The organism is Rossellomorea sp. NS-SX7 (genome assembly GCF_052828565.1).
The window spans coordinates 3817952-3841097 of record NZ_CM128249.1 but is presented as its reverse complement, the minus strand read 5'-3'; the positions used below and the strand labels follow the sequence as shown (position 1 = coordinate 3841097).

Annotated in this window: 21 protein-coding genes; 16 read left to right on the top strand and 5 right to left on the bottom strand. The window is 47.3% G+C overall.

Annotated features, from left to right (window positions below):
- Window positions 1-52 precede the first annotated feature (52 nt).
- Complete coding sequence (locus tag ACUXV2_RS18955; RefSeq protein WP_446247112.1) at window positions 53-862, bottom strand: RsfA family transcriptional regulator; 810 nt, start codon at window positions 860-862, stop codon at window positions 53-55.
- Between the two features lie 573 nt (window positions 863-1435).
- On the opposite strand from ACUXV2_RS18955, the gene ACUXV2_RS18950 reads away from it, so the two are divergent.
- The 4 genes from ACUXV2_RS18950 to ACUXV2_RS18935 all read left to right on the top strand — a co-directional run bounded on the left by ACUXV2_RS18950 (window position 1436) and on the right by ACUXV2_RS18935 (window position 4381).
- Window positions 1436-1660: a DUF1450 domain-containing protein gene (locus ACUXV2_RS18950; protein WP_446244700.1), complete on the top strand. Its 225-nt coding sequence runs from the start codon at window positions 1436-1438 to the stop codon at window positions 1658-1660.
- A gap of 338 nt (window positions 1661-1998) precedes the next feature.
- Window positions 1999-3300 (top strand): HD domain-containing protein, encoded by a 1302-nt coding sequence (locus tag ACUXV2_RS18945; protein ID WP_446244699.1) that lies wholly within the window; start codon window positions 1999-2001, stop codon window positions 3298-3300.
- Between the two features lie 227 nt (window positions 3301-3527).
- A complete protein-coding gene (locus tag ACUXV2_RS18940) occupies window positions 3528-4037 on the top strand; it encodes a YwgA family protein (protein WP_446244698.1) in 510 nt (169 codons plus the stop codon).
- Window positions 4038-4108: 71 nt separating this feature from the next.
- Window positions 4109-4381, top strand: coding sequence for a hypothetical protein (locus tag ACUXV2_RS18935; RefSeq protein ID WP_446244697.1), 273 nt, complete (start codon window positions 4109-4111; stop codon window positions 4379-4381).
- 24 nt (window positions 4382-4405) lie between these two features.
- Here ACUXV2_RS18935 and ACUXV2_RS18930 read toward each other — a convergent pair whose 3' ends face one another.
- Window positions 4406-4591 (bottom strand): 2-hydroxymuconate tautomerase, encoded by a 186-nt coding sequence (locus ACUXV2_RS18930; protein WP_224875841.1) that lies wholly within the window; start codon window positions 4589-4591, stop codon window positions 4406-4408.
- Between the two features lie 171 nt (window positions 4592-4762).
- Between ACUXV2_RS18930 and ACUXV2_RS18925 the strand changes: the two genes are divergently transcribed.
- The 3 genes from ACUXV2_RS18925 to ACUXV2_RS18915 all read left to right on the top strand — a co-directional run bounded on the left by ACUXV2_RS18925 (window position 4763) and on the right by ACUXV2_RS18915 (window position 6755).
- Window positions 4763-5446, top strand: a complete 684-nt coding sequence (locus ACUXV2_RS18925) for a site-2 protease family protein (RefSeq protein WP_446244696.1) — start codon at window positions 4763-4765, stop codon at window positions 5444-5446.
- A 15-nt stretch (window positions 5447-5461) separates the two neighbouring features.
- On the top strand, window positions 5462-5968 hold the full coding sequence (locus tag ACUXV2_RS18920) for a YwhD family protein (protein ID WP_446244695.1): 507 nt from the start codon (window positions 5462-5464) through the stop codon (window positions 5966-5968).
- 325 nt (window positions 5969-6293) lie between these two features.
- Window positions 6294-6755, top strand: coding sequence for a GNAT family N-acetyltransferase (locus ACUXV2_RS18915; protein WP_446244694.1), 462 nt, complete (start codon window positions 6294-6296; stop codon window positions 6753-6755).
- 59 nt (window positions 6756-6814) lie between these two features.
- Here ACUXV2_RS18915 and ACUXV2_RS18910 read toward each other — a convergent pair whose 3' ends face one another.
- Window positions 6815-8884: a transglycosylase domain-containing protein gene (locus ACUXV2_RS18910; protein WP_446244693.1), complete on the bottom strand. Its 2070-nt coding sequence runs from the start codon at window positions 8882-8884 to the stop codon at window positions 6815-6817.
- Window positions 8885-9237: 353 nt separating this feature from the next.
- Here ACUXV2_RS18910 and speE point away from each other — a divergent pair, with 353 nt between their 5' ends.
- The 5 genes from speE (at window position 9238) to ACUXV2_RS18885 (ending at window position 14044) form a co-directional block, all read left to right on the top strand.
- On the top strand, window positions 9238-10068 hold the full coding sequence (gene speE, locus ACUXV2_RS18905) for a spermidine synthase (protein ID WP_446244692.1): 831 nt from the start codon (window positions 9238-9240) through the stop codon (window positions 10066-10068).
- Between the two features lie 113 nt (window positions 10069-10181).
- A complete protein-coding gene (gene speB / locus ACUXV2_RS18900; protein ID WP_446247111.1) occupies window positions 10182-11054 on the top strand; it encodes an agmatinase in 873 nt (290 codons plus the stop codon).
- Window positions 11055-11612: 558 nt separating this feature from the next.
- Entirely contained in the window at window positions 11613-12062 is a 450-nt protein-coding gene (locus ACUXV2_RS18895; protein WP_446244691.1) for a DUF1934 domain-containing protein, read from the top strand.
- 4 nt (window positions 12063-12066) lie between these two features.
- Window positions 12067-13737 (top strand): arginine--tRNA ligase, encoded by a 1671-nt coding sequence (gene argS, locus ACUXV2_RS18890; RefSeq protein WP_446244690.1) that lies wholly within the window; start codon window positions 12067-12069, stop codon window positions 13735-13737.
- 127 nt (window positions 13738-13864) lie between these two features.
- The gene (locus tag ACUXV2_RS18885; protein ID WP_032086963.1) at window positions 13865-14044 is read left to right on the top strand and encodes a XapX domain-containing protein; all 180 of its coding nucleotides are present in this window, start codon (window positions 13865-13867) and stop codon (window positions 14042-14044) included.
- Between the two features lie 84 nt (window positions 14045-14128).
- Here the strand turns inward: ACUXV2_RS18885 and uvsE are convergent, their stop codons facing one another.
- The gene (uvsE, locus tag ACUXV2_RS18880) at window positions 14129-15082 is read right to left on the bottom strand and encodes a UV DNA damage repair endonuclease UvsE (protein ID WP_446244689.1); all 954 of its coding nucleotides are present in this window, start codon (window positions 15080-15082) and stop codon (window positions 14129-14131) included.
- Between the two features lie 12 nt (window positions 15083-15094).
- Window positions 15095-16300, bottom strand: a complete 1206-nt coding sequence (cls, locus tag ACUXV2_RS18875) for a cardiolipin synthase (protein ID WP_446244688.1) — start codon at window positions 16298-16300, stop codon at window positions 15095-15097.
- Window positions 16301-16882: 582 nt separating this feature from the next.
- Here cls and ACUXV2_RS18870 point away from each other — a divergent pair.
- The 4 genes from ACUXV2_RS18870 (at window position 16883) to ACUXV2_RS18855 (ending at window position 23032) form a co-directional block, all read left to right on the top strand.
- Window positions 16883-18997 (top strand): 4Fe-4S dicluster domain-containing protein, encoded by a 2115-nt coding sequence (locus ACUXV2_RS18870; protein WP_446244687.1) that lies wholly within the window; start codon window positions 16883-16885, stop codon window positions 18995-18997.
- 380 nt (window positions 18998-19377) lie between these two features.
- Window positions 19378-20565 (top strand): acetyl-CoA C-acetyltransferase, encoded by a 1188-nt coding sequence (locus ACUXV2_RS18865; RefSeq protein ID WP_446244686.1) that lies wholly within the window; start codon window positions 19378-19380, stop codon window positions 20563-20565.
- A 425-nt stretch (window positions 20566-20990) separates the two neighbouring features.
- On the top strand, window positions 20991-21842 hold the full coding sequence (locus ACUXV2_RS18860; protein WP_446244685.1) for a 3-hydroxybutyryl-CoA dehydrogenase: 852 nt from the start codon (window positions 20991-20993) through the stop codon (window positions 21840-21842).
- Window positions 21843-21895: 53 nt separating this feature from the next.
- Window positions 21896-23032 carry an acyl-CoA dehydrogenase gene (locus ACUXV2_RS18855; protein ID WP_446244684.1) on the top strand — a complete coding sequence of 379 codons (1137 nt, stop codon included), beginning with the start codon at window positions 21896-21898 and terminating at the stop codon, window positions 23030-23032.
- The last annotated feature ends 114 nt before the right edge of the window (window positions 23033-23146 follow it).

The following is a 23146-nucleotide window of genomic DNA, read 5'->3' as shown; positions in this document are numbered from 1 at the left end:
AAAAAGCATACTGACTTGGGAACCCTATTAAAAGGGGGGCTCACTACTAAATTTATTCTGCGACCTTCTCTAAGTTCCCGTTGCGGTCCATCTTGAAGCGCGGTGCTTTCGCTTCGCCTTCTTCATCGAACAGGACAAGCTTGCGGGCGCGGTTCATGATCTGCATAAGTGTTTCGTAGTCTTCCTGCATTGTGACCGAGTTGGTTTCTAGCTCGGCGACTTTCTTTTCAAGCTCTTTGTTTTCTCTTCTAATCTCAGCGATTTCGTGCTTCAATCTCTGATTCTCGATTTTTACGATATCCGAGTTTACGCTGGATTGCGCCATGTTCTGCAGGAATGCGATCACTTTTTCAAGTGTGACTTCACCGCGGAGACCGGATGGGTTCACCATATGTTTGCCGGCTGGTGCCTGCGGGGCAACGGACTGCTCTTCCAAAGCTTCGGATACTTCCACTTCCTGCTTGCTGGAACTTTGTGAAAGCTGTTCAGTTGCAGGTACATAATCCTCGAATTGGAATTCCATTTCTTCTTCCGCTTCCTCCATTGATAGAGACATAGCATCCAGCTCATCAAATGAAGGTGTAGGCGGCTTGTATAATAGCTTTTTCTTTCCGCCCTGATCTTTCCCCAGCAGGCGGTGGCGCTGTTTGCGCTGTTTTTTGGCCAGCTGCAAAGCTTTTTCGTATTGGTGGCGGACCACTGCATTCCAGCGGAACCCGCAGGCTGCGGATGTGCGGTTCAGTTTATCCCCGACTTCTTCAAACGCGTTTAACTGTGTACTCCCTTCGCGTACATGACGTAAAACGGTTTCGGCTAATAGCAAATCATTTTCGTCAGTCCAGGCATCCTGTCTTGTCTTCATCATTCTCATCTCAACTCCCATAATTTACTTAAATGACTCGTTGATAAAAGGATGGGCAGATTTATAGATTTTTATACGAATATGTTAAAAATTTTTTGAAGTTGGTAGTTTCGTTGTTCATTCCTTCAATTACCGCTTTTTGATTTCCGTGGAAGACTTCGCTTTCCGCGGGTAGCCCGTGAGCCTCCTCTGTCGTCTTCGAAGGGGTTAACTGTCTAGCTGCAGGGCTTAGAGGCACATGTCATAAGCCAAACCGACCAAGAAGGCAAAGTACGCCTTCGTGGCCGATTCGTCTTATGCCACACGCCTCTGAGCAAAGCCCTTCCGCTTTTCTGAAAGGAGTCTTCGTCTTGCACTCCAATCAAACGCTGGATTCGGTTAAGACAATGGCGACAACCGCTATTTTTATTGAAAGGCCACATTTCTCAAAAGCATCTATAAATCAGGAATTGAGGGGACAAGATACCACAACCTGGAAACGACACTCTCTTGCAAATCCTTGCAGAAAACTGTATTCTATAAATCGATGTTTATTAAAATAATGATTCGATAGATAGAAAGGGTTGTTGACAGATGGCAAACGAATTCCGGGTTTGCGATGATTGTCAGGCCGTAAACTTAAAGACTTTGATTCCGAAATTAAAAGAGATGGACCCGGACGCGCCGATCGATATCGCCTGTCAGTCCTATTGTGGTCCAGGACGTAAAAAGACATTCGCCTTTGTGAATAATCGTCCGCTAGCGGCATTGACGGAAGAAGAATTGATGGAAAAGATCCAAAAGAAACTAAAGAAATAAGTGAGTGTTTCAACAAACTTCCTATTAGGGAGTTTTTTCTTTTCCCCTTTTAACCGCTAAACGCCCGTCCCTCGGTGCTTTACCGTGTTAAATGGCGGTGGATCGGGAGGTTTATGTTTACTATTTAAAGGAAACTATTTAAGGGATAGAGAATTAGTTAAAAAGGTAAATGTTTTGTCAAGATGGTGTAAATGGCTGAAATTTTTTTGAGGCGGATGAAGTGCCCGGCATGGTTTGTTTAGGGGACATTTTTATATTTTTTTCGACAAAATTCGAGATGAAGACCGGGTACAAAGTCGCTATAATAGAAATATGCTAGTTTAGGAAGAGGGTAAAAGATGGAGTATTCCAAGCAGAAATTACATGAAGAAAAAGTATTCAAAGACCCTGTTCATCGGTATGTTCATGTAAGGGACCGCGTGATTTGGGATCTCATCGGAACGAAGGAGTTCCAGCGCCTCAGACGGGTCAGGCAGCTCGGGACGACGTATCTGACCTTCCACGGTGCCGAACATAGCCGGTTCAACCATTCCCTCGGGGTGTATGAAATCATCCGACGTATCGTCGATGATGTCTTTGACGGAAGACCCGAGTGGGATCAGGATGAAAGGCTGCTGTCGCTTTGTGCCGCACTGCTTCATGACCTTGGCCACGGACCTTTTTCACATTCCTTCGAAAAGGTGTTCCACCTGGACCATGAGCATTTTACGCAGGCGATCATTCTGGGCGACACGGAAGTGAATGGGGTCCTCTCCAAAGTAGGGAAGGATTTTCCGAAGCATGTCGCAGAGGTCATCGCGAAGACGTATGAGAACAAGCTTGTCGTGAGCCTGATATCAAGTCAGATCGATGCCGACCGCATGGATTATCTGCAGCGCGATGCGTATTTCACCGGGGTGAGCTACGGTCATTTCGACATGGAGCGGATCCTGCGCGTGATGAGGCCTCGTGAAGATCAGGTCGTGATCAAGCAGAGCGGGATGCATGCTGTCGAGGATTACATCATGAGCCGCTATCAGATGTACTGGCAGGTTTATTTCCATCCTGTGACGCGCAGTGCAGAGGTCATCTTGACGAAAATCTTACATAGAGCAAAGGAACTTCATGAAACGGGATACTCTTTCAAACAGAAGCCCCTTCATTTTTACTCCCTTTTCACAGGGGATGTTGCACTTGAAGATTACTTAAAGCTCGATGAATCGGTCATCATGTATTATTTTCAGATTTGGCAGGAAGAAGAGGACAGGATTCTAAAGGACTTATGCGAGAGATTCATGAATCGCAATCTCTTTAAGTACGTCGAATTCGATCCGGCAAAGGAATACAAGAAGCACAGTGAGCTTGAGACCTTGTTTAAAAAAGCGGGGATCGATCCCGACTATTATCTTGTGGTCGACTCATCTTCGGACCTTCCATACGATTTTTACCGGCCAGGAGAGGAAGAGGAACGCCTTCCGATCCATCTTTTAATGAAGAATGACGAACTTCGGGAGCTCTCGAGGGAATCGGATATCGTGGATTCCATCTCGGGCAAGCGCAGAACGGACCATAAATTATACTATCCAGTGGATTTACTATACGACGAATCAACGAAGAAGAATATAAAGAGACAGATAAGGACGATTCTGGAACTATCTTAGAAGAGTGCTGTTTTTAGAGGCGCTGTTAACATGTTGTTGATTGGACGGAGGAAAGCTGTAGGCACTGCTGCGGAAATACGGACACCGCAGTGAGGACGAATGTGCCTTTTTAGCGGACTTCTTTTTTTATCACGTCAACGAATGGATAACCACGCAAAAGCAGCCGGGACACCAATGCCAATGGAGAATCTGCTAAACGCAATACTAGGAGTAGGAGATGACGTACATTGTTGAAAGAACATGCAAAACTGATGAGTGCCTTTTTAGCGTCCGGTGAAGTGGTGGGAAGGAAGAAGCTTCAAAAAATGATCTTCATCGCCAAGAAGCTGACCTTTCCGTTTCAGGAAAAATTCCAATTTCATTTCTACGGCCCTTACTCAGAAGAGCTGACCCTGCGCGTGGAGGAGCTCTGCAATATGGGCTTCATCTCGGAAGTGCGGGAGAAAAAAGGCGGCTACTACCAATATCGCTACACCGTCACGAAAGAAGGGGAAGACTTCCTTTCCATCTATGAAAAGGATATTCCGTCCCTGAAGGACTGCCTCACGGATATGAACGGCCAGTCTGCACGCTTTTTGGAGCTTGTTTCTACGGTTTTATATTTTGATAATCTTACTAAAGAGGAAGTTTGCGAGAAGGTATTTACGCTTAAGAGCAAGCAGAAGTACACGGAAGAAGAAATTGATGAGGCTTTCGCATATATCGACGGGTTGAAGAAAATTAAGGTTGTTCAATAATAATTGGATGAAGGGCTGCTCTTGTGGGAAGGGCGGTCTTTTTATTTTCTAATGATCAGGAGGAAGAATATATGAATTTAGATTTTACGGAGAGAGAGCTATTAGTGAACAAGTTAAGAGAAGAGGGGAAAACTTATAGAGCCATCGGTGAAATATTAGGAGTAAGTGGCAGTAGAGTGAGTCATAATCACAGGTTATATAAGCGAAAGGAAAAATACCATTCTGTTATCCGTGATTATCAAAATGGCAAAAGTATGGAGTCTATTGCAGAAAAGCATAGATATTCAATTGACACGGTTCAATCATACATATGGTGGGAAAGAAATAAAGCCCTAAAGCAATAACTTCAGAGCTTCACATTTACAGAACTACTGATCACTCAATCTCTTCCCGCCAACAGCGTAATGTCCCTTTGTCATCTCTTCGATGAACACGACGATTTTGTCTTCGGCGGCACCGGTTGTTTCGCTGACGGCCTGGGTGACTTTTTCGACGAGGGCTTTCTTTTGGTCTTCAGATCGTCCTTCAAGCATTTTAACGGTAACGTAAGGCATTATGATTCGCTCCTTATCTTTGATTTTGATACAATCGTGGGTAGTACCCTGCTTCTATACTGTAATCGGAGGAGAGCGGGGAAGCAAGCTTGGATGATGAAAGTCATGAGCAGGACTTTTTCGGTATACTATTGAATAAGAAAGTAAAACATTTTTAAAGGAGTACATATTTTGGATACTTTTCGCAGTTTGTTTGAGTCTATTTCGATCTTTCGGCTTGAAGAGCTTCCGTTTGTGGTCATCGCTTTGGTGCTGGCCTTTACGGTTCATGAGTTTGCGCATGCATATGTGGCCTACAAATTCGGGGACACGACAGCGAAGGATCAGGGAAGGCTGACGCTGAATCCTGTTCAGCACTTAGATCCGTTCGGGACGATTTTGATTCTTATCGCCGGCTTCGGATGGGCCAGGCCAGTTCCGGTGATGAGATCGAGGTTCAAGAATCCGCGGCTCGCGGGCATCCTCGTTTCGGCTGCAGGACCTCTGAGCAATTTCCTGATTGCTTTCATCGCGTTCGGATTATTTTATTTCTTTGTCGGAGTGACGGGCGGCGGGATTCCTCCGTTCGCGGTCGATCTTCTTCAAATGATCGTTGAATTGAATATTCTTCTGTTTGTCTTTAACTTATTGCCGTTCCCTCCGCTTGACGGATACCGGATCATCGAGGATCTGTCGCCTGCCCATGTCCGGGTGAAAATGAGTCAGTTTGAACAATACGGCATTCTGCTGTTTCTGATCCTGGTGATCACACCGCTTGATCAATATACGATCTGGCCGTTCCTGAATACAGGCATGAGCGCGACGGGCCAGGCATTCAGTACGATTTACGGAACAATCTTTTCAATCTTTAGCTAAAAGGAGTGAAAAACGATGGAAAAGAAAAAGAACATCGGATTTAATATCATAAAGAGTGATCCGACTGACGGACACGGAGGCTACGGGGTCGGTTCCCTCAGCCTTGATAATGTTTCTCCTGTCATGATCGATGTAGAGGAAGGAGAAGCGACGATCGAAATCGGTGCGATGCATGCGCGGAGCCCGATGGAAAAAGGGATCAAATTTACGAATAACCGTGAAGATTCAGCTGGCGGCAAGCCGTTCTGGCTGATCTGGGTGACGATTGACCGCATGGAGGACGGCCCTTATTATGCAGGGGTGACAGCCTGTGAAATGGTCATGAATCGTGAAAAACGCAGAGGCTATAAGTCGATGCCGGAGCACGTGAACCATATGGATAAATCCATCAAGCGTCACATTATCGTCGATCATATGGACGATAAATCAAAAGGAATCCTTGCAGACTTCCTCAAAACCCATGACCAGGGCATGTGGGACCGTTCCAAGCCCGAACTGAAGCAAGCATTGAATGCGGAATAAAATAGTAGTGGCCCGTCCCTCACAGCGTTAAAGCAGCAAGGGACGGGTCTTCTAATTTCGACAAAATCTGCGCTTTGTGAACAAACTGTGACATTTTTTTGAAAGTGACTTTCACATCTTGTACTTATCTTGGAAAAAAAGTACACTTAAAGCACAGTTTGCACATAAACTAGGACATGAAAAACCTCGGGTTCGCACAAGCCCGAGGTTTTTCGTTTTTATAATATAAGAATTCCTTATGTCAAATCATAATGAACTTCTACTTTCCTTATCGAAGTCCGGCGGATAGGATAAAAGTAAAGGGTTCGGAAAAGGAGGGACTATGATGAAAGAGCACATAATGTTTCGAATGGCAGGAAAAGAGGATCTGGATGCAATCGTGAAAATGCTCGCGGATGATGTACTCGGGAAAGTCCGGGAACAATACACAAATCCACTGCCAGAAGGTTACTTGAAAGCCTTTCAGGCGATTGATGCCGATCCCAATAATGAACTGGTTGTTGCTTGCCGTGAGAATGATATCATAGGTGTCATGCAGATTACGTTCACGCCCTACCTGACCCATCAGGGAAGCTGGAGGGCGACGATTGAGGGAGTCAGGACATCTTCTTCTGTCCGCGGGCAGGGAGTCGGAACTCAGATGATCAATTGGGCGATCGAGCGCGCAAAAGAACTGGGCTGCAGCCTGGTTCAGCTCACTACGGACAAACAGCGCGATGACGCTTTGCGATTCTACCAAAAGCTCGGATTCAACGCGACTCATGAAGGAATGAAAATAAAACTTTAACGAGATAAAGGCCCGTCCCTCGCCGCTTTAAAGCAACGAGGGACGGGCCTTCAAATTACTTAGAAGATCCAATCCGTCAGTTTTTTGTACCATGGTTTCTTTTCATCTTTGGACGGTTCTTTTTCTTTCGGTGTTTCATGTTCTCCAAGATGTTCTGTGCAGTATTCAGTCGGCTCGGTACCCCTTACGAAATAGGTGAAGCGCTGGACGGGACAATCCTTCGTTGCAAGCTTGCCGTTATGAGGATTGACCGCCACGCCGACGACGCCCTTGGTCGGTTTGAATGCTTTGACGGGTTCGTCCTTCAAAGCTTCTTCCATGAATTCCACCCAGATTTTCTTTGCATACAGTTTATCGTTTACCAGGGAGATTTCTTTTCCTTTGTCATAACCGGTCCACACCCCGGCTGTGAGCTGAGGTGAGAAGCCGATCATCCAGTTGTCGGTGTTGGTCGTACCGGATTTTCCGGCATAATGCCTTGTCGCATCTTTCCTGATCTGGATGCCGGTGACGGTCGAATAATCATTCAGCTTCGGATCGAATATACCGCTCAGCATGTGAGTCATGACATATGCTTTGTCCGGATCGAGGACCTGCTCTTTTTTCACTTCTTTTTCATAAATGACATTCCCAGACCAGTCTTCCACACGGGTGATGAAGACCGGCTTCACTTTATAGCCTCCGTTGGCGAACATATTGTAGGCGTTCACCATATCGATCACCCTCGCCCCCGAAGTTCCGAGAGCGGATGAGGGATACTTTTTGACAGGGGTGGTGATGCCGAATTTTTCCTTAGCCGTTTTCGTCAATGTGTCCTGTCCCATGAAGAGGTGGGTTTTGACGGCGAACACATTATCTGAAAGTGCAATCGCCTGGGCGAGTGTGATGTCATCGTTCGCATATTTGTTGTTGTAGTTGTGCGGTGCGTATTTTTTATTTCCGTCAAACGTGAAGGAAGTGAGCTCGCTTTTCATCGTCGTTGCAGGCGTGAAGCCCTGGTCGAGTGCAGAATAGTACAGGAGCGGCTTGATCGTTGAACCTGGCTGGCGGATCGCTTGGACGGCCCGGTTGAAAGGACTCTCCTCATAGCTTCGGCCGCCGACCATCGCAGTGACGTAGCCGTTCTTAGGATTCATCGCGACAAACCCGAGCTGAATGTCTGATTCATCTTCGATTTGCTCCTCGACCACTTTCTCGGCAATTTCCTGGTGCTTTGAATTGAGCGTTGTGTAAACCTTGAGGCCGCCCATTTCAATCGTCCGTTCTTCAAGACCCAGTTCCGTGCGGAGAATGTTTTTCACGACGTCCTGAAAATAAGGGGCTGTTTCCACTGTCAGATGTGCATGCTGTCCGTTGATCTTGATCGGCTTTGCCTTCGTGATTTCACTTTCCTCTTTCGTGATAAACCCGTCTTCTCTCATTGAATCGAGAATGAGCTCCTGCCGGTTCTTGGCATTCTCCATCGATTCGAGAGGGGAATAATAGGAAGGTGCTTTCGGGACCCCTGCAAGCATGCTCGCTTCTGCCAGGGTCAGCCTGTCGGCATCCTTCCCGAAGTAATATTGGCTTGCTGCCTGGACCCCATAAGCGCCGTGACCGTAATAGATGGTGTTCAGGTAGCCTTCGAGAATTTCCTTTTTGCTATAGTTCATTTCGATCCGAAGCGTATAGAGTGCCTCGGAAATCTTTCGTTTCCACGTCTTATCATGCGTTAAAAATAGATTGCGGGCGTACTGCTGGGAAATGGTGCTCGCTCCCTGAACCTTGGCCATAGCCTTGACGTCGGCAAGCGCGGCCCCGGCGATCCGCTTTATATCAAATCCGTAATGCTGATAGAAATTCTTATCTTCTATTGAAATCGTCGCTTCGACAAGGGCCGGTGAAATTTGGTCGAGATTCACCCAGTACCGTTTTTCCCCGGTGTTCGTCTCGCCGATCACCTTGCCGTCCTCCCCGTAAATCAGGGTCGACTGAGGCACCGCAAGCGGCGGCGGGCCCTGGAACTTCGCGTACGTCAGTACCCCGATCAGCCCGAGCAGCATGAGAACCGAAAACAATAGAGACAAAATGACGGCCGCTCTAACATATTTTTTTGTTTTCTCCAATCCAGCACGAGTAATCAGTTCCATCCCTTTTCCCGCCTTCTCTATAAAATAGTTTTCTATAAAAATCCGTTCCCGGGTTCCCCAATGACCGTCCACAGATGCGTTGAAGCACCGAGGGACGGGCCTTCCCGTAGACTTCTGGTGTATATTATCAGTATGAAAGGTTTTGAGAGTTTTTAAACGTACTGGACCTAGAAAAAATTTAACTTGAATTTTTGCTAGATTCCACTATACTTTTTCTCATGTTTGTATTTATCATGATAGGGAAGGATAAAAATGACGTTCTATGCAAACGTTTTTCATAGAGGATCCTGATTTACAACGAGAACGGATACAAAGAAACTTATAAAATCAAAACAAGAAGGGAAGTTGAAACAATGAGTGGACTTTGGTACACAGAAAAACAAACAGATAACTTCGGAATCACGATGAAAATCAAGAAGACTTTACATACAGAGCAAACGGATTTTCAATACCTTGAAATGGCTGAAACAGAAGAATGGGGCAACATGCTCTTCCTTGACGGAATGGTCATGACAAGCCAAAAAGACGAATTCGTCTATCATGAAATGGTAGCTCACGTTCCTTTATTCACTCACCCGAATCCGGAGAAGGTATTGGTTGTAGGTGGCGGGGACGGCGGTGTCATCCGTGAAGTCCTGAAGCACCCAAGCGTGAAGAAAGCCGTTTTAGTAGATATCGATGGAAAAGTCATCGAGTACTCTAAGAAATACCTTCCTGAAATCGCGGGCGAACTTGAAAACGAGCGCGTCGATGTTCAAGTGGGTGACGGATTCATGCATATCGCGAAAAGTGAAAATGAATATGACGTCATCATGGTCGATTCCACGGAGCCTGTAGGACCTGCTGTAAACCTATTTACAAAAGGATTCTATGCAGGAATCTCGAAAGCTCTTAAAGAAGACGGGATCTTTGTCGCTCAATGTGACAACCCATGGTTCAAAGCGGACCTAATCCGTCAGGTGCAGCGTGATGTAAAGGAAATCTTCCCTGTGACACGCCTGTACACAGCGAATATCCCGACATACCCAAGCGGCATGTGGGCATTCACGATCGGATCGAAAAAACACGACCCAATCGAAGTGCCACAAGATCGTTTCCACGAAATCGAAACAAAATACTACACACCGGAACTGCACAACGCAGCATTCGTGCTTCCTAAGTTCGTCAAAGACCTGACGAAATAATAGAAAAACCGATGCGCGTCCAAATCGCAAAGTGAGCGAAGGCGAGCGTTAGATGTAAAATAGTGAGGGCGGCCATCCGATGGCACGCCCTCGACAGAGAAAGGTTGAATATGATGCGTTTTGATGAAGCTTATTCAGGTAATGTGTTTATTAAGAGCCATCCTTCTTATGAAGAGAGCTCGGTTGTGCTTTACGGGATGCCGATGGATTGGACGGTAAGCTATCGTCCGGGTTCACGTTTCGGACCTGCCCGCATCCGTGAAGTATCGATTGGACTTGAAGAATACAGTGCATATCTTGACCGCGAGCTTGAAGAAGTGAAATTCTTCGATGCAGGCGATATTCCGCTGCCGTTCGGAAATCCACAGCGCAGCATCGATATGATCGAGGATTATATTGATCAGCTTTTAGGCGACGGGAAAATCCCGTTCGGCATGGGCGGGGAGCACCTCGTTTCATGGCCGGTCATGAAGGCCGTTGCGAAGAAATATCCGGATTTGGCGATCATCCACATGGACGCTCACACGGATCTTCGTGAAGAGTACGAGGGAGAGCCGCTTTCCCACTCGACTCCGATCCGCAAGATCGCAGAGCATATCGGACCTGAGAATGTGTATTCTTTCGGTATCCGCTCAGGAATGAGGGAAGAATTCCAATGGGCGAAGGAAAACGGCATGCACATCTCGAAATTCGAAGTGCTCGAGCCGCTTAAGAAAATCCTTCCGACGCTTGCGGGACGTCCTGTTTACGTAACGATCGACATCGACGTACTGGATCCAGCCCACGCTCCCGGCACAGGAACCGTGGACTGCGGCGGGATCACATCCAAGGAGCTGCTTGCATCCATTCATGAGATCGCACACTCCGGAGTCAACGTAGTAGGTGCCGACCTCGTCGAAGTAGCACCAATCTACGACCCATCCGAACAAACAGCCAACACAGCCAGCAAACTCATTAGAGAAATGCTATTGGGCTGGGTGAAATAACTTTTTAGAAAATAGGATTGCCTTGTAAAGGGTGATCCTATTTCTTTTATTAAAGTTTTGAAGGTATAGGGTAATGAACTGCCCCTATCTCATAAAAGAAGTAATGTGAATAGATCCAGCCTTTGGAGGGGAAGGTTGGAGTATGAACCGGCTCCAGCAGTTTATTGTAGTGGAAGACGAAGACTCCTATCAGAAAAGCGGAAGGGCTTTGCTCAGAGGCGTGTGGCATAAGACGAATCGACCTGGAAGGCGTTCTTTGCCTTCATGGTCGGTTTGGCTTATGACATGTGCCTCTAAGCCCTGTAGCTGGACAGTAACTACCTCAAGAAGGAGACGAGGAGGCTCCCCGCTCGCCCGCGGAAAGCGAAGTCTTCCACGGAAATAAACTGAGGTATAAAATGGCCATTACAAATATATTCAACAAACTTCCAACCCAAAACTCACCCCCATTCATTGCATTTTCACCCAATACTTCTTATACTTAATAAGTTAGAAGGAAGACCGCCCTCCAACAGGGGCGGACCAGTTCCATGAACGGACCCTAAACTAGAAAAGGATGTGAGTGGTTTGACAGATTTAAATAATGAATCCACACCTGTCAAAATTCACTTGAAAACGAATATCACGATCGGTGACGACAGCGACTCTTTTGAGCTCGTGTCGTTTGGGCGCTACTATGAAAAAGGGGATGCCTTTTTCCTGAAGTATGATGAGGTTCAGGAGGAAGGGACCATCCATACGTTCGTCAAGGTTACCGACACGCAGGCTCTAATCTTAAGGAGCGGCGCCGTGAAGATGCGGATGGTGTTCAACGAAGAGGAAGAGATGAGCGGCTCCTATGAAAGCGAGCTCGGCACACTCTTGCTTACGACAAAGACAAAAAAACTTTCACATACGAAAAACCTGTCCATTGCAGAAGGGGACTTCAACCTTTCATATGAGCTGATCATGCAGGGCAGCTCGGTTGGGGATTATGAGATGTCGATCAATTTTAAGGAGGAAGAATAGGCGCATGAATATCGTCGAAAAAGTACAAGAAAACCTGAAATCCGAAATCAAAGCAGCGGTTCTGAAAGCGGGTCTTGCAACAGAGGATCAGCTTCCGGATATCATCCTGGAGACACCGAAGGAAAAGTCACACGGGGATTACTCGACAAACATGGCGATGCAGCTTGCGCGTGTGGCGAAAAAAGCACCTCGTATGATCGCTGAAGACATCATGGCGAATTTCGATCAGTCAAAGGCATCGATTGAAAAATTGGAAATCGCTGGCCCAGGATTCATCAACTTCTTCATGAACAACGATTACTTAACGGACCTGATTCCAATGATTCTTGATCAGGATCATGAATATGGCCAGTCCGATGCAGGAAAAGGTGAACGCATCAACGTCGAGTTTGTTTCAGCGAACCCGACCGGAGACCTTCACCTTGGACATGCCCGTGGAGCGGCTGTCGGTGATTCCCTGTGTAATGTACTTGAGAAGGCTGGATACAAGGTGACTCGCGAGTACTACATCAATGACGCCGGAAACCAGATCCATAACCTGGCTAAATCAGTGGAAGCGCGTTACTTCCAGGCTCTAGGCCAGGATGTGGCGATGCCTGAAGATGGATACCACGGTGCCGACATTATCGGAATCGGGAAGCAGCTTGTTGAGGAATTCGGTTCTAAATATGCGAAAGCAAGCGAAGATGAACGCTACAAGTTTTTCCGTGAGTATGGGTTGAAGGTCGAAATGTCCAAGCTGCAGAAGGACTTGGAAATGTTCCGCGTACCGTTCAATGTATGGTACTCTGAAACATCCCTTTATGAAAACGGGAAAATCGACGCAGCGCTTGCGAAGCTGCGTGAAAACGGACATGTGTACGAAGAAGACGGTGCGACCTGGTTCCGTTCGACCGAGCTTGGCGACGATAAGAACCGTGTGTTGATCAAGAATGACGGAACATACACGTATTTGACTCCGGACATCTCGTACCATCAGGATAAATTCGAGCGCGGTCATGATGTGCTCATCAATATCTGGGGGGCGGACCACCACGGGTATATCCCCCGTATGAAAGCAGCGATCGAAGCGCTTGGCTTTGACCGTGAGAAGCTTGAAGTCGAAGTGATCCAGCTGGTTCACCTTTATAAAAACGGCGAGAAGATGAAGATGAGTAAACGTACCGGTAAAGCCGTGACGATGCGTGAGCTTGTGGAAGAAGTCGGTTTGGATGCAGTACGCTATTTCTTCGCTATGAGAAGCGCGGATACACATATGGATTTCGATCTGGACTTAGCTGTGTCCCAATCCAATGAAAACCCTGTGTACTATGCTCAATATGCACATGCCCGCATCTGTTCGATCCTGCGTCAGGCAGAGGAGTCCAGTCTTGCTTCTGAAGACCGCATCGACCTAAGCCTGATTGGAACGGAAAAAGAGGTCGACCTTCTTAAGAAGCTGGGAGAATTCCCGCAAATGATCGCCGATGCAGCAGAGAAGCGCACACCGCACCGTGTCGCAAACTACATCAATGATCTTGCATCAGCGTTCCACAGCTTCTACAACGCCAACAAGGTATTGGACGAAGAAAATCGCGAGCTGACAACAGCCCGCCTGGCTCTCGTCAAATCCGTGCGCGTGACGCTTCAAAACGCACTCGCCCTTATTGGTGTGGCAGCTCCTGAAAAAATGTAATCAATCGATTTGAAGGCCCGTCCCACAATGCTTTAAAGCAGTGCGGGACGGGCCTTCTTTTTAATAATTATTTACGAGTTGTCGTATAATAGTGGATACAGATAGGAATCAGCTTAGGAGGTTGTTCATGAAGACTGTTGTGTTGGCCATTGTCACAGGATTTTTGGTAGGGTTCATCTTTGCCCTGTTCAAGCTTCCGATTCCAGCGCCGCCTGCATTGGCAGGAATCGCCGGGATTGTCGGGATCTATTTGGGATTCAAAGCATTCATGGCGATCCAGCCATGGATCGAATCGGTTTTTAAATAAGAAATCTTAGTCTACATAAAGGACCCGTTCCCCCGGTGATGTTTTGGAGGGGAACGGGTCTCTTTCATCAGGATCGACTATCGTCTACCATTCAAGCACTCCACCGCTGATGCGCTTGACGCCGCGGATCGAGGAGAGGTCTTCGGTCAGCTTCAGCATGGCCAGGTCTTTGTGTTTGGCTTCGATCATGAAGTCCACGTCCCGTCCGATTTTCTTCAGTGTTTTAAAGAAGGGCTTCACGAAATCCGGGTCCACATAATCGGAGTGTGAACGGAAGGCTTTTTCAGATTTGGGCGAGGAGATATGTATTTTGGGGACAAGATCTCGTCTGTCCCATGTGTTAAAGATATCGTTAAGGTATGTTTCGAGAGGCTCGCTGCTAAGGTTCGCTTCGTGATGATGGATATCAAGCACCAGAGGAATATCTTCTTTTTGACAAGCGGCAAGAGTTTCTTCCACATTGTATGTCTTGTCATCATTTTCCAGCGTCATGATTTCCTTTACCTCGGACGGAATAGCGGCAACATTCTCATGAAACCGTTCCAGTGCGGCTTTTTTATCCCCATAGGTCCCGCCGATGTGAATATTGATCACCGCTTCCTTTTCCACTCCCATATATTCAAGCATCCTGTAATGATACACCATATCTTTCACCGCGTTGTCGGTCACATGCTGTTTCGGGCTGGTGAATAACGTAAATTGATTCGGATGGAAGCTCGCTCGGATACCGAACGTCTTGATCAGCATCCCGAGCTCCTTCCATTCATGTTGAAAAGGGGAGTAGAAGTCCCATTCGACATCGGGGTGAGTCGCCAGCGGGACGAGTGAGCTTGATAGCCTGTACAGCTCGATTTCATGGGCTGCACAATAATAAAGAATGCGTTTTGTATGCTCCAGATTCATCCTCGTCACTTCAATGAGCTTCTCCATGCGTTCATGTTTTGGAAGCTCGGTGAAACGTCTATAGGTCATCGTTTTGGACGGACTTGATTCCCAAAGGGCGAGGGAATTCGCCACGAACCCGAGTCTCACTTTCATGGTGCAGTCCTCCTAAAGCAGAATCGAAATCGCCGAAGCGACCTTTTCCTTGAATTTTGTAAAGAACGTAACAGATTCCAAGTCACTGGCAGTCAATCGGTCTGATGCCTTGATATCTTTATCAATCTCTTTTTTTGTTATTTCAATAAAATGTTTATCATATATTAAATTATTCAGCTCAAGGTTTAGGTAGAAGCTCCGCTGATCAAAGTTCGCTGTTCCGATATCACAGAAATGGTCGTCGATAATGATGACTTTCCCATGATAAAAACCATTCATGTATTGATACACCAGCGCTCCCTTTTCAAGAAGTGTTCTAAAATATGGAAATGCGGCTTCCTTGACCAGCGCATGATCCGCCTGATCCGGAACGATGATCGTCACTTTGACACCTCGGTCAAGTGCGTTCATCAGCTTGTCCATCAAATGCCTGGTCGGAATGAAGTAGGGTGTCCCGATGAAGATGGAATCTTTCGCCTCATCGATGAACTCACCGAAAAATTGCTCGATGTTGACACCCTCTGTCGGGAAAATCCGATGCTTGATCTTTCCTTTTCCAGCAGGGGGGAAGTACAGGGAATCATTTTTCAGATCCTTCTTCGTCGCACGGTGCCAGTCGATGCAGAACTCGGATTGTAGGTCAAGGACTCCTTCCCCTTCAATCCTCATATGGTAATCCCTCCATGGGGACAGCTCCGGCTTATCATTTTCATCGATATATTCCTTCCCGACATTGTACCCTCCGAGATACCCGACTTTTCCGTCGACAACGGTGATCTTCCGGTGATTCCGCTGCTGGGAGGAAAAGAAGAGATAAGGAAAATTCACTCTTTGGCAGTAAGCGACCTCCACACCGACCGTTTTCAACATATGCACCTTTGACCTAGGCACCTGCAGGCTTCCGATTTGATCCATAAGCAATCGGACCTTCACGCCCTGTTTGGCCTTTTCCTTAAGAAGATCCATGAAACGGTAGCCGAGATGATCATTCTGGACAATATAAAACAGAATATGAATGGATGATTCCGCGTTCTTGATATCCGTGAACATCTTGTCGAACAATTCCGGTCCACGGGAAATTAACGTTATATCACTATAACGATCATCGTAATTTCTTCTTGTGCGGGTACGGATGAAGTGACTCCGCCCCAGCTTGAAATCGATCACCATCCAGGCAATCACCAGTCCGATTATTACCAGCGTATAAAATAACCACATTCGAATCACTCTCTCATCGTCAATAAACTTAGTATGTCCGGTAACTTGTATTGTGTTCCATCTTTTTTATTCCCTGAAGACAGAAGGATCGAAACCTTTTCTTCGTACTTTTTGACTATGGAAGAAAAAGGGTCTAATGAATCAAATAAAAGAATGTTTTTTTTTTGCAGGAATGAATGAGTTTTATCGAGTTTTTAAGTCGTTCCAGCGGTTGATTGGAGTGCAAGACGAAGACTCCTAACCGAAAAGCGGAAGGGCTTTGCTCAGAGGCGTGTGGCATAAGACGAATCGTCCTGGAAGGCGCTCTTTGCCTTCTTGGTCGGTTTGGCTTATGACATGTGCCTCTAAGCCCTGCAGCTGGACAGTTCCCCGTTGAATGAGGAGGCTCACCACCCGCCCGCGGAAAGCGAAGTCTTCCACGGAAATCAAAAGCGGTGATCAGAATTCAAAAAAACCGTTGACTGAATGCTCATTCATTATATAATGGATATAAGGGAATTTTTCTGAATATTAATTTGGTTTGTAAAAGTTTGAACAAAGGGGGAAGTTCATTTACGAACCGAAAAGGGGGAGAGACTTGAGATGAATGGATTACTCATTCTCAATTGGATTGCGTTCATTTTTGTAACCGTTTACGCAGTGAGTCTGTTTGTGTATGTGGTCAAAACGAGAATTGAATATATCAAGCTCGGAAAGAAAGTTGAATTTGATAATCGATTCAAAGAACGCTTCGACAAAATCGTGGTCAATGTATTCGGACAGAAAAAGCTATTGAAGGATAAGAAAAGTGGAGCCATCCACGTTATGTTCTTCTACGGCTTTATTTTAGTACAATTTGGAGCGATCGATTTCATCATAAAAGGACTTGCACCGGGAAGCCACCTTCCGCTTGGACCATTGTATCCAGGCTTCACGTTCTTCCAGGAACTCGTCACATTGATGATTCTGGTCGCAGTCGTCTGGGCGTTCCACAGACGTTATGTGGAGAAGCTCGTACGCTTGAAAAGAGGGTTCAAATCTGGACTCGTTCTTTTATTCATCGGAGGTTTGATGCTTTCCGTGCTTGTCGGAAACGGGATGAGCCTGATCTGGCATGGCGAGGAACTTGCATGGACTGAGCCGGTCGCGTCACTGATTGCGGGAGCACTCGGCGCCATTGGTGAGACGGCTTCCATCGTCATTTTCTACATTGCATGGTGGATTCACCTTGTTTTCTTACTGGCATTCTTGGTGTACGTGCCGCAATCAAAGCACGCCCACTTGATCGCAGGACCAGCCAATGTATTTTTTAACCGCTTAGACAACCCAGGGAAACTGAAGCCGATCGACTTCGAAGACGAGTCGGCAGAAAGCTTCGGGGTAGGTAAAATAGAAGAATTCACTCAGCATCAGATGATCGATTTCTACGCTTGTGTGGAATGCGGACGCTGTACGAATATGTGTCCGGCAACCGGCACAGGGAAGATGCTTTCACCGATGGATCTGATTGTGAAGCTGCGTGACCATCTGACGAATCACGGTGCAGCCGTTACGCAAAAGAAACCTTGGGTGCCGACATTCGCATTCAACGGGACGAAAGGGAACCAGATTGCGATGGCAAGTGCGACACAGGCAGCTGAAGAAGCGGCAGCCGGTGCAGCATACAGCCCATCACTCATCGGAGACGTCATCACGGAAGAAGAAATCTGGGCGTGTACAACATGCCGTAACTGTGAAGACCAATGCCCGGTCATGAACGAGCACGTAGACAAAATCATCGACCTTCGCCGTTATCTTGTTCTGACGGAAGGGAAAATGGATGCCGATGCACAGCGCGCAATGCAAAACATCGAGCGCCAAGGAAATCCATGGGGGCTTAACCGTAAAGAACGTGAAAATTGGCGTGAAGCGAGAGAAGACGTTCACATCCCAACCGTGAAAGAAATGAAAAAATCAGGAGAAGACTTCGAATTCTTATTCTGGGTCGGATCCATGGGTTCATTCGATAACCGAAGCCAAAAAATCGCGCTTTCGTTTGCCAAGCTGATGAATGAAGCAGGCGTGAAATTCGCGATCCTTGGGAACAAAGAGAAGAACTCCGGTGACACACCTCGCCGCTTAGGGAATGAATTCCTGTTCCAGGAACTTGCGACGAACAATATCGCCGAGTTCGAAAAGCATGAAATCAAGAAGATCGTCACGATCGACCCGCATGCTTATAATATTTTCAAAAATGAATATCCTGACTTCGGACTTGAAGCAGAGGTCTATCACCACACCGAGATTCTATATGACCTGGTAAAGGAAGGCCTTCTGAAGCCACAGTACGAAGTGAATGAAACGATCACCTTCCATGATTCCTGTTACCTCGGCCGTTACAACGAAGTATATGATCCGCCTCGTGAAATCCTTAAAGCGATTTCCGGCGTGAAGCTGGTCGAGATGGAGCGCAACCGTGAAAAGGGAATGTGCTGCGGAGCCGGCGGAGGACTCATGTGGATGGAAGAGGACACTGGCCACCGCGTCAACGTATCACGTACAGAGCAGGCGCTTGCTGTCAGTCCGTCCGTCATTAGTTCCGGCTGCCCTTACTGCCTGACGATGCTCTCGGATGGAACAAAAGCGAAGGAAGTTGAGGAGAACGTCTCTACGCTGGACGTTGCCGAGCTTCTTGAAAAAGCGGTCTGCGGTGACCGTAAGGATGAAGTTGTCGCGTAAGCAGATGCATCATTGAACAATCACTAGGAGTGAAACAACATAATCATTATGGCGTTTCACTCCTCTTTTATTATTCTGAAATAGTAACTTTTACGAAAAATAAAAACTTTCTAAAAAATCATTACGTTTTACACAATTTTGAAGTACAATGGAAATAGTGGAAAGGGACGGAATCTGTCCCTTCCTCTTTTGGGGTTTGGTCGAGCGAGCGTTCAGTCAAGACGGCAGAAACGGGTCGCGGATGCAATTCTAACACTCGAAAAGGACAGTCTCCAGGAACATTTCGTGGAGAACTCAAGAACAACCTGATACTTAACGGAATTTTGAAAGCGTATACAAAGTTGGTTCTCAAACTGAAAAGAAAAAGGAGAGGGATTTACATGGGGAAAACGGTTATTTTAGATGGAGCCAGAACTCCTTTCGGCAAGTTTGGCGGCGGATTGAGCAGTTTTACAGCATCCGAGCTTGGCGGTTTTGCAGTGAAGGAAGCATTGAATAGAGCTGGGGTCAGCGGTGAAGACATCGACGAAGTGATCCTCGGCACGGTTTTACAGGGAGGACAGGGCCAGATCCCTTCCCGACAGGCATCGCGTCACGCAGGATTGCCTTGGAATGTGAAGACGGAAACGATTAATAAAGTGTGTGCATCAGGGATGAGAAGTGTCACAATGGCCGATCAAATCATCCGCGCCGGAGACGGAGAAGTCATCGTGGCCGGAGGAATGGAATCGATGTCCAATGCGCCATATATCTTGCCTAAAGCACGCTGGGGATTCAAGATGGGTGATTCAAGCGTGAAGGATTTGATGGTTCACGACGGCCTGACTTGCAGCTTCAACAACGTTCACATGGGGACATACGGAAACGCGACGGCGAAGGAATTCGAACTGACGCGGGAAGATCAGGACCAATGGGCGTTAAGAAGCCACGAGCTTGCGGTGAAGGCGACGGAGGAAGGGAAACTTGGAGAAGAAATCGTGGCGGTGGAAGTGCCGCAGCGTAAAGGGGATCCGGTGGTTGTCGATCGAGACGAAGCACCTCGTAAGGAAACTTCCCTTGAAGTATTAGCTAAATTAGGTCCGGTATTCGGATCCGACGGTACGATCACGGCTGGAAACGCACCGGGTGTCAATGACGGAGCGGCAGCGATGATCCTGATGAGTGAAGAACGTGCTGAGAAAGAAGGCAAAAAGCCATTGGCGACAATCCTGGGCCATACCGCGATTGCAGTGGAAGCGAAGGACTTCCCGCAGACGCCTGGCCTTGTCATCAACGAATTACTGAAGAAAACAGGTAAATCATTAGAGGAAATCGACCTGTTCGAAATAAACGAAGCATTCGCGGCGGTGGCACTGACAAGCGGGAAGATTGCCGGTCTCGATCCTGAAAAAATCAACGTAAACGGCGGCGCGGTCGCTCTTGGCCACCCAATCGGGGCAAGCGGAGCGCGTATCATCTTGACACTGGCTTATGAATTGAAACGCCGCGGCGGCGGAATCGGTGTTGCGTCTATCTGTTCCGGAGGCGGACAGGGCGATGCGGTTATGATTGAGGTGCCGAAGCAGTAGGCTGCGGGTTTTGGATTGGTAGATTGGTAGAGTTTTAGGCAGGGTGCCGTTTGTGAGTGGCGGGTGCCAGGCTCGATTTGGTGGTTTTGAGCCAGGTTCAAATGAGGTGTTTTGAGCCAGGCTCAAATCGAGTCATCTGAGCCAGGCACCATTTGAAGGTATTGTGCCAGGAACAAACAGGTCGTATTGTGCCAGGCACAATCAATGCGGTTTGTGCCAGGCACAAAACAAGGATTCTGTGCCTGGCACCGCACTGGCACCGCACCGGCACCGCAACCGGGACAGCCGGTGTACCAGGTACAACAGACCACCTTTGTACCTGGTACAATTCAACAGCCCTGTACCAAGTACAGGGCACCAAAATAGAACAACTAAACTTTCATCAACTTATACAGCAATTTTTCAAACAAAGGGGAGAACACACTATGAATATCAAAAAAGTCATGGTCATCGGAGCAGGACAGATGGGCTCGGGGATCGCCCAGGTATGCGCTCAGGCCGGATTTGACGTATTTCTGAATGATTTGAAAGAAGAATTTGTTCAAAAAGGAATGGGCGTCATCACTAAGAACCTTTCCCGTTCAGTCGAAAAAGGAAGAATGTCTGAAGACGATAAGTCAGCAACACTAAACAGATTTACGGCTTCAACGGATATCAAGGATGCGAAAAACGTAGATATCGTCATCGAAGCTGCGGTTGAGAACATGGAGATCAAAAAGAAAATCTTCGCTCAGCTGGATGAAATCGCTCCAGAGCACGCAATCCTTGCAACCAATACGTCTTCACTGCCGATCACGGAAATTGCGGCTGCGACGAAACGTCCACAGCAGGTGATCGGGATGCACTTCATGAATCCGGTGCCGGTAATGAAGCTTGTCGAGATCATCCGCGGGCTTGCTACGACGGATGAAGTGTATCAATCGATTGAGGATATGACGAAGTCACTGAGCAAGGTGCCGGTTGAAGTGGAAGACTTCCCTGGATTCGTATCGAACCGTATTCTGATGCCGATGATCAACGAAGCGGTCTACACGCTGTATGAAGGGGTAGCAAGCAAGGAAGCGATCGATGAAGTGATGAAGCTCGGAATGAATCATCCGATGGGGCCGCTGACGCTTGCGGATTTCATCGGTCTCGACACATGCCTGTACATCATGGAAACACTTCACGAAGGTTTCGGCGACGACAAATACCGCCCATGCCCGCTGCTAAGAAAATACGTAAAAGCAGGCTGGCTCGGCAAGAAGACTGGAAGAGGTTTCTACTCTTACGAATAAACCGCGTTTGGCGTGTTTAAGTAATGCATACGAACATCCGGGAGGGGACAATCATGGAATTACGTTTCACGGAAGAACAGCAGATGATGCGCAAGATGGTGCGCGATTTTGCAGAAACAGAGATACAACCTTTTGTGGAGAAGATGGAAGAGGGGCATTTTCCAAGTGAGATTTTAAATAAAATGGCAGAGCTCGGCCTGATGGGAATCACAATTCCTGAAAAATACGGCGGCTCCGAGATGGATTTCACATCCTACATCATCGCGATTCACGAGCTGTCAAAAGTAAGCGCGACCATCGGGGTAATCCTGTCGGTTCATACATCGGTGGGGACGAATCCGATTCTTTATTTCGGGAACGAAGAACAGAAGCAAAAGTATATTCCGAAGCTTGCTTCGGGTGAATATTTAGGGGCTTTCTGTTTGACAGAACCGAGTGCAGGGTCTGACGCGAAGAGCTTGAAAACAAAAGCTGAGAAGCGCGGCGATCATTACGTACTCAATGGTTCTAAGGTGTTCATTACAAACGGGGGCGAAGCGGATACATATATCGTGTTCGCTGTTACCGATCCCTCGAAGGGAAGCCGTGGTGTATCGGCGTTTATCGTTGAGAAGGATACGCCTGGGCTGATCATCGGGAAAGACGAACACAAAATGGGGCTTCACGGGTCAAGAACGGTACAGCTGACGTTTGAAGACATGAAAGTACCGGTAGAGAATCTACTGGGGCAAGAAGGCGAAGGATTTAAAATCGCGATGGCAAACCTGGATGTCGGCCGCATCGGTATCGCAGCCCAGGCACTGGGTATCGCAGAAGGAGCGTTTGATTACGCTACCGCTTATGCGAAAGAACGCGTTCAGTTCGGTAAACCAATCGCTGCTCAGCAGGGCATCGGATTCAAGCTTGCCGATATGGCGACTGCAGTAGAAGGGTCGAAGCTCTTGGTCTACAGAGCGGCTGACCTTCGCGCCCAAGGCATATCCTGCGGAAAAGAAGCCTCCATGGCCAAACTTTTCGCCTCAAAAACAGCCGTCGAAGTCACAACCGAAGCCATACAGGTCTACGGAGGCTACGGCTACACGAAGGAATATCCGGTGGAGAGACTATTCCGCGATGCTAAAGTAACAGAAATCTACGAAGGCACAAGCGAGATTCAGAGAATGGTCATCGGGAAGAACCTGCTGGTTTAAGAAGGTTTTTATAGATAAGGTTTTGCAGGAAATTAGCTTTGATAAAGCTTAAGTTTGAAAATTGGCGGGTTACAGCGTTGGTTGGAGTGCAAGACGTAGACTCCTGCGGGAGAA

What these genes read in the sequence shown, in the direction of transcription:
- ACUXV2_RS18955 (WP_446247112.1), bottom strand. Translation starts at nt 862, where the DNA reads ATGAAGACAAGACAGGATGCCTGGACTGACGAAAATGATTTGCTATTA.
- ACUXV2_RS18950 (WP_446244700.1), top strand. Translation starts at nt 1,436, where the DNA reads ATGGCAAACGAATTCCGGGTTTGCGATGATTGTCAGGCCGTAAACTTA.
- ACUXV2_RS18945 (WP_446244699.1), top strand. Translation starts at nt 1,999, where the DNA reads ATGGAGTATTCCAAGCAGAAATTACATGAAGAAAAAGTATTCAAAGAC.
- ACUXV2_RS18935 (WP_446244697.1), top strand. Translation starts at nt 4,109, where the DNA reads ATGAATTTAGATTTTACGGAGAGAGAGCTATTAGTGAACAAGTTAAGA.
- ACUXV2_RS18930 (WP_224875841.1), bottom strand. Translation starts at nt 4,591, where the DNA reads ATGCCTTACGTTACCGTTAAAATGCTTGAAGGACGATCTGAAGACCAA.
- ACUXV2_RS18920 (WP_446244695.1), top strand. Translation starts at nt 5,462, where the DNA reads ATGGAAAAGAAAAAGAACATCGGATTTAATATCATAAAGAGTGATCCG.
- ACUXV2_RS18915 (WP_446244694.1), top strand. Translation starts at nt 6,294, where the DNA reads ATGAAAGAGCACATAATGTTTCGAATGGCAGGAAAAGAGGATCTGGAT.
- ACUXV2_RS18910 (WP_446244693.1), bottom strand. Translation starts at nt 8,884, where the DNA reads ATGGAACTGATTACTCGTGCTGGATTGGAGAAAACAAAAAAATATGTT.
- speE (WP_446244692.1), top strand. Translation starts at nt 9,238, where the DNA reads ATGAGTGGACTTTGGTACACAGAAAAACAAACAGATAACTTCGGAATC.
- speB (WP_446247111.1), top strand. Translation starts at nt 10,182, where the DNA reads ATGCGTTTTGATGAAGCTTATTCAGGTAATGTGTTTATTAAGAGCCAT.
- argS (WP_446244690.1), top strand. Translation starts at nt 12,067, where the DNA reads ATGAATATCGTCGAAAAAGTACAAGAAAACCTGAAATCCGAAATCAAA.
- ACUXV2_RS18885 (WP_032086963.1), top strand. Translation starts at nt 13,865, where the DNA reads ATGAAGACTGTTGTGTTGGCCATTGTCACAGGATTTTTGGTAGGGTTC.
- uvsE (WP_446244689.1), bottom strand. Translation starts at nt 15,082, where the DNA reads ATGAAAGTGAGACTCGGGTTCGTGGCGAATTCCCTCGCCCTTTGGGAA.
- cls (WP_446244688.1), bottom strand. Translation starts at nt 16,300, where the DNA reads ATGTGGTTATTTTATACGCTGGTAATAATCGGACTGGTGATTGCCTGG.
- ACUXV2_RS18870 (WP_446244687.1), top strand. Translation starts at nt 16,883, where the DNA reads ATGAATGGATTACTCATTCTCAATTGGATTGCGTTCATTTTTGTAACC.
- ACUXV2_RS18865 (WP_446244686.1), top strand. Translation starts at nt 19,378, where the DNA reads ATGGGGAAAACGGTTATTTTAGATGGAGCCAGAACTCCTTTCGGCAAG.
- ACUXV2_RS18860 (WP_446244685.1), top strand. Translation starts at nt 20,991, where the DNA reads ATGAATATCAAAAAAGTCATGGTCATCGGAGCAGGACAGATGGGCTCG.
- ACUXV2_RS18855 (WP_446244684.1), top strand. Translation starts at nt 21,896, where the DNA reads ATGGAATTACGTTTCACGGAAGAACAGCAGATGATGCGCAAGATGGTG.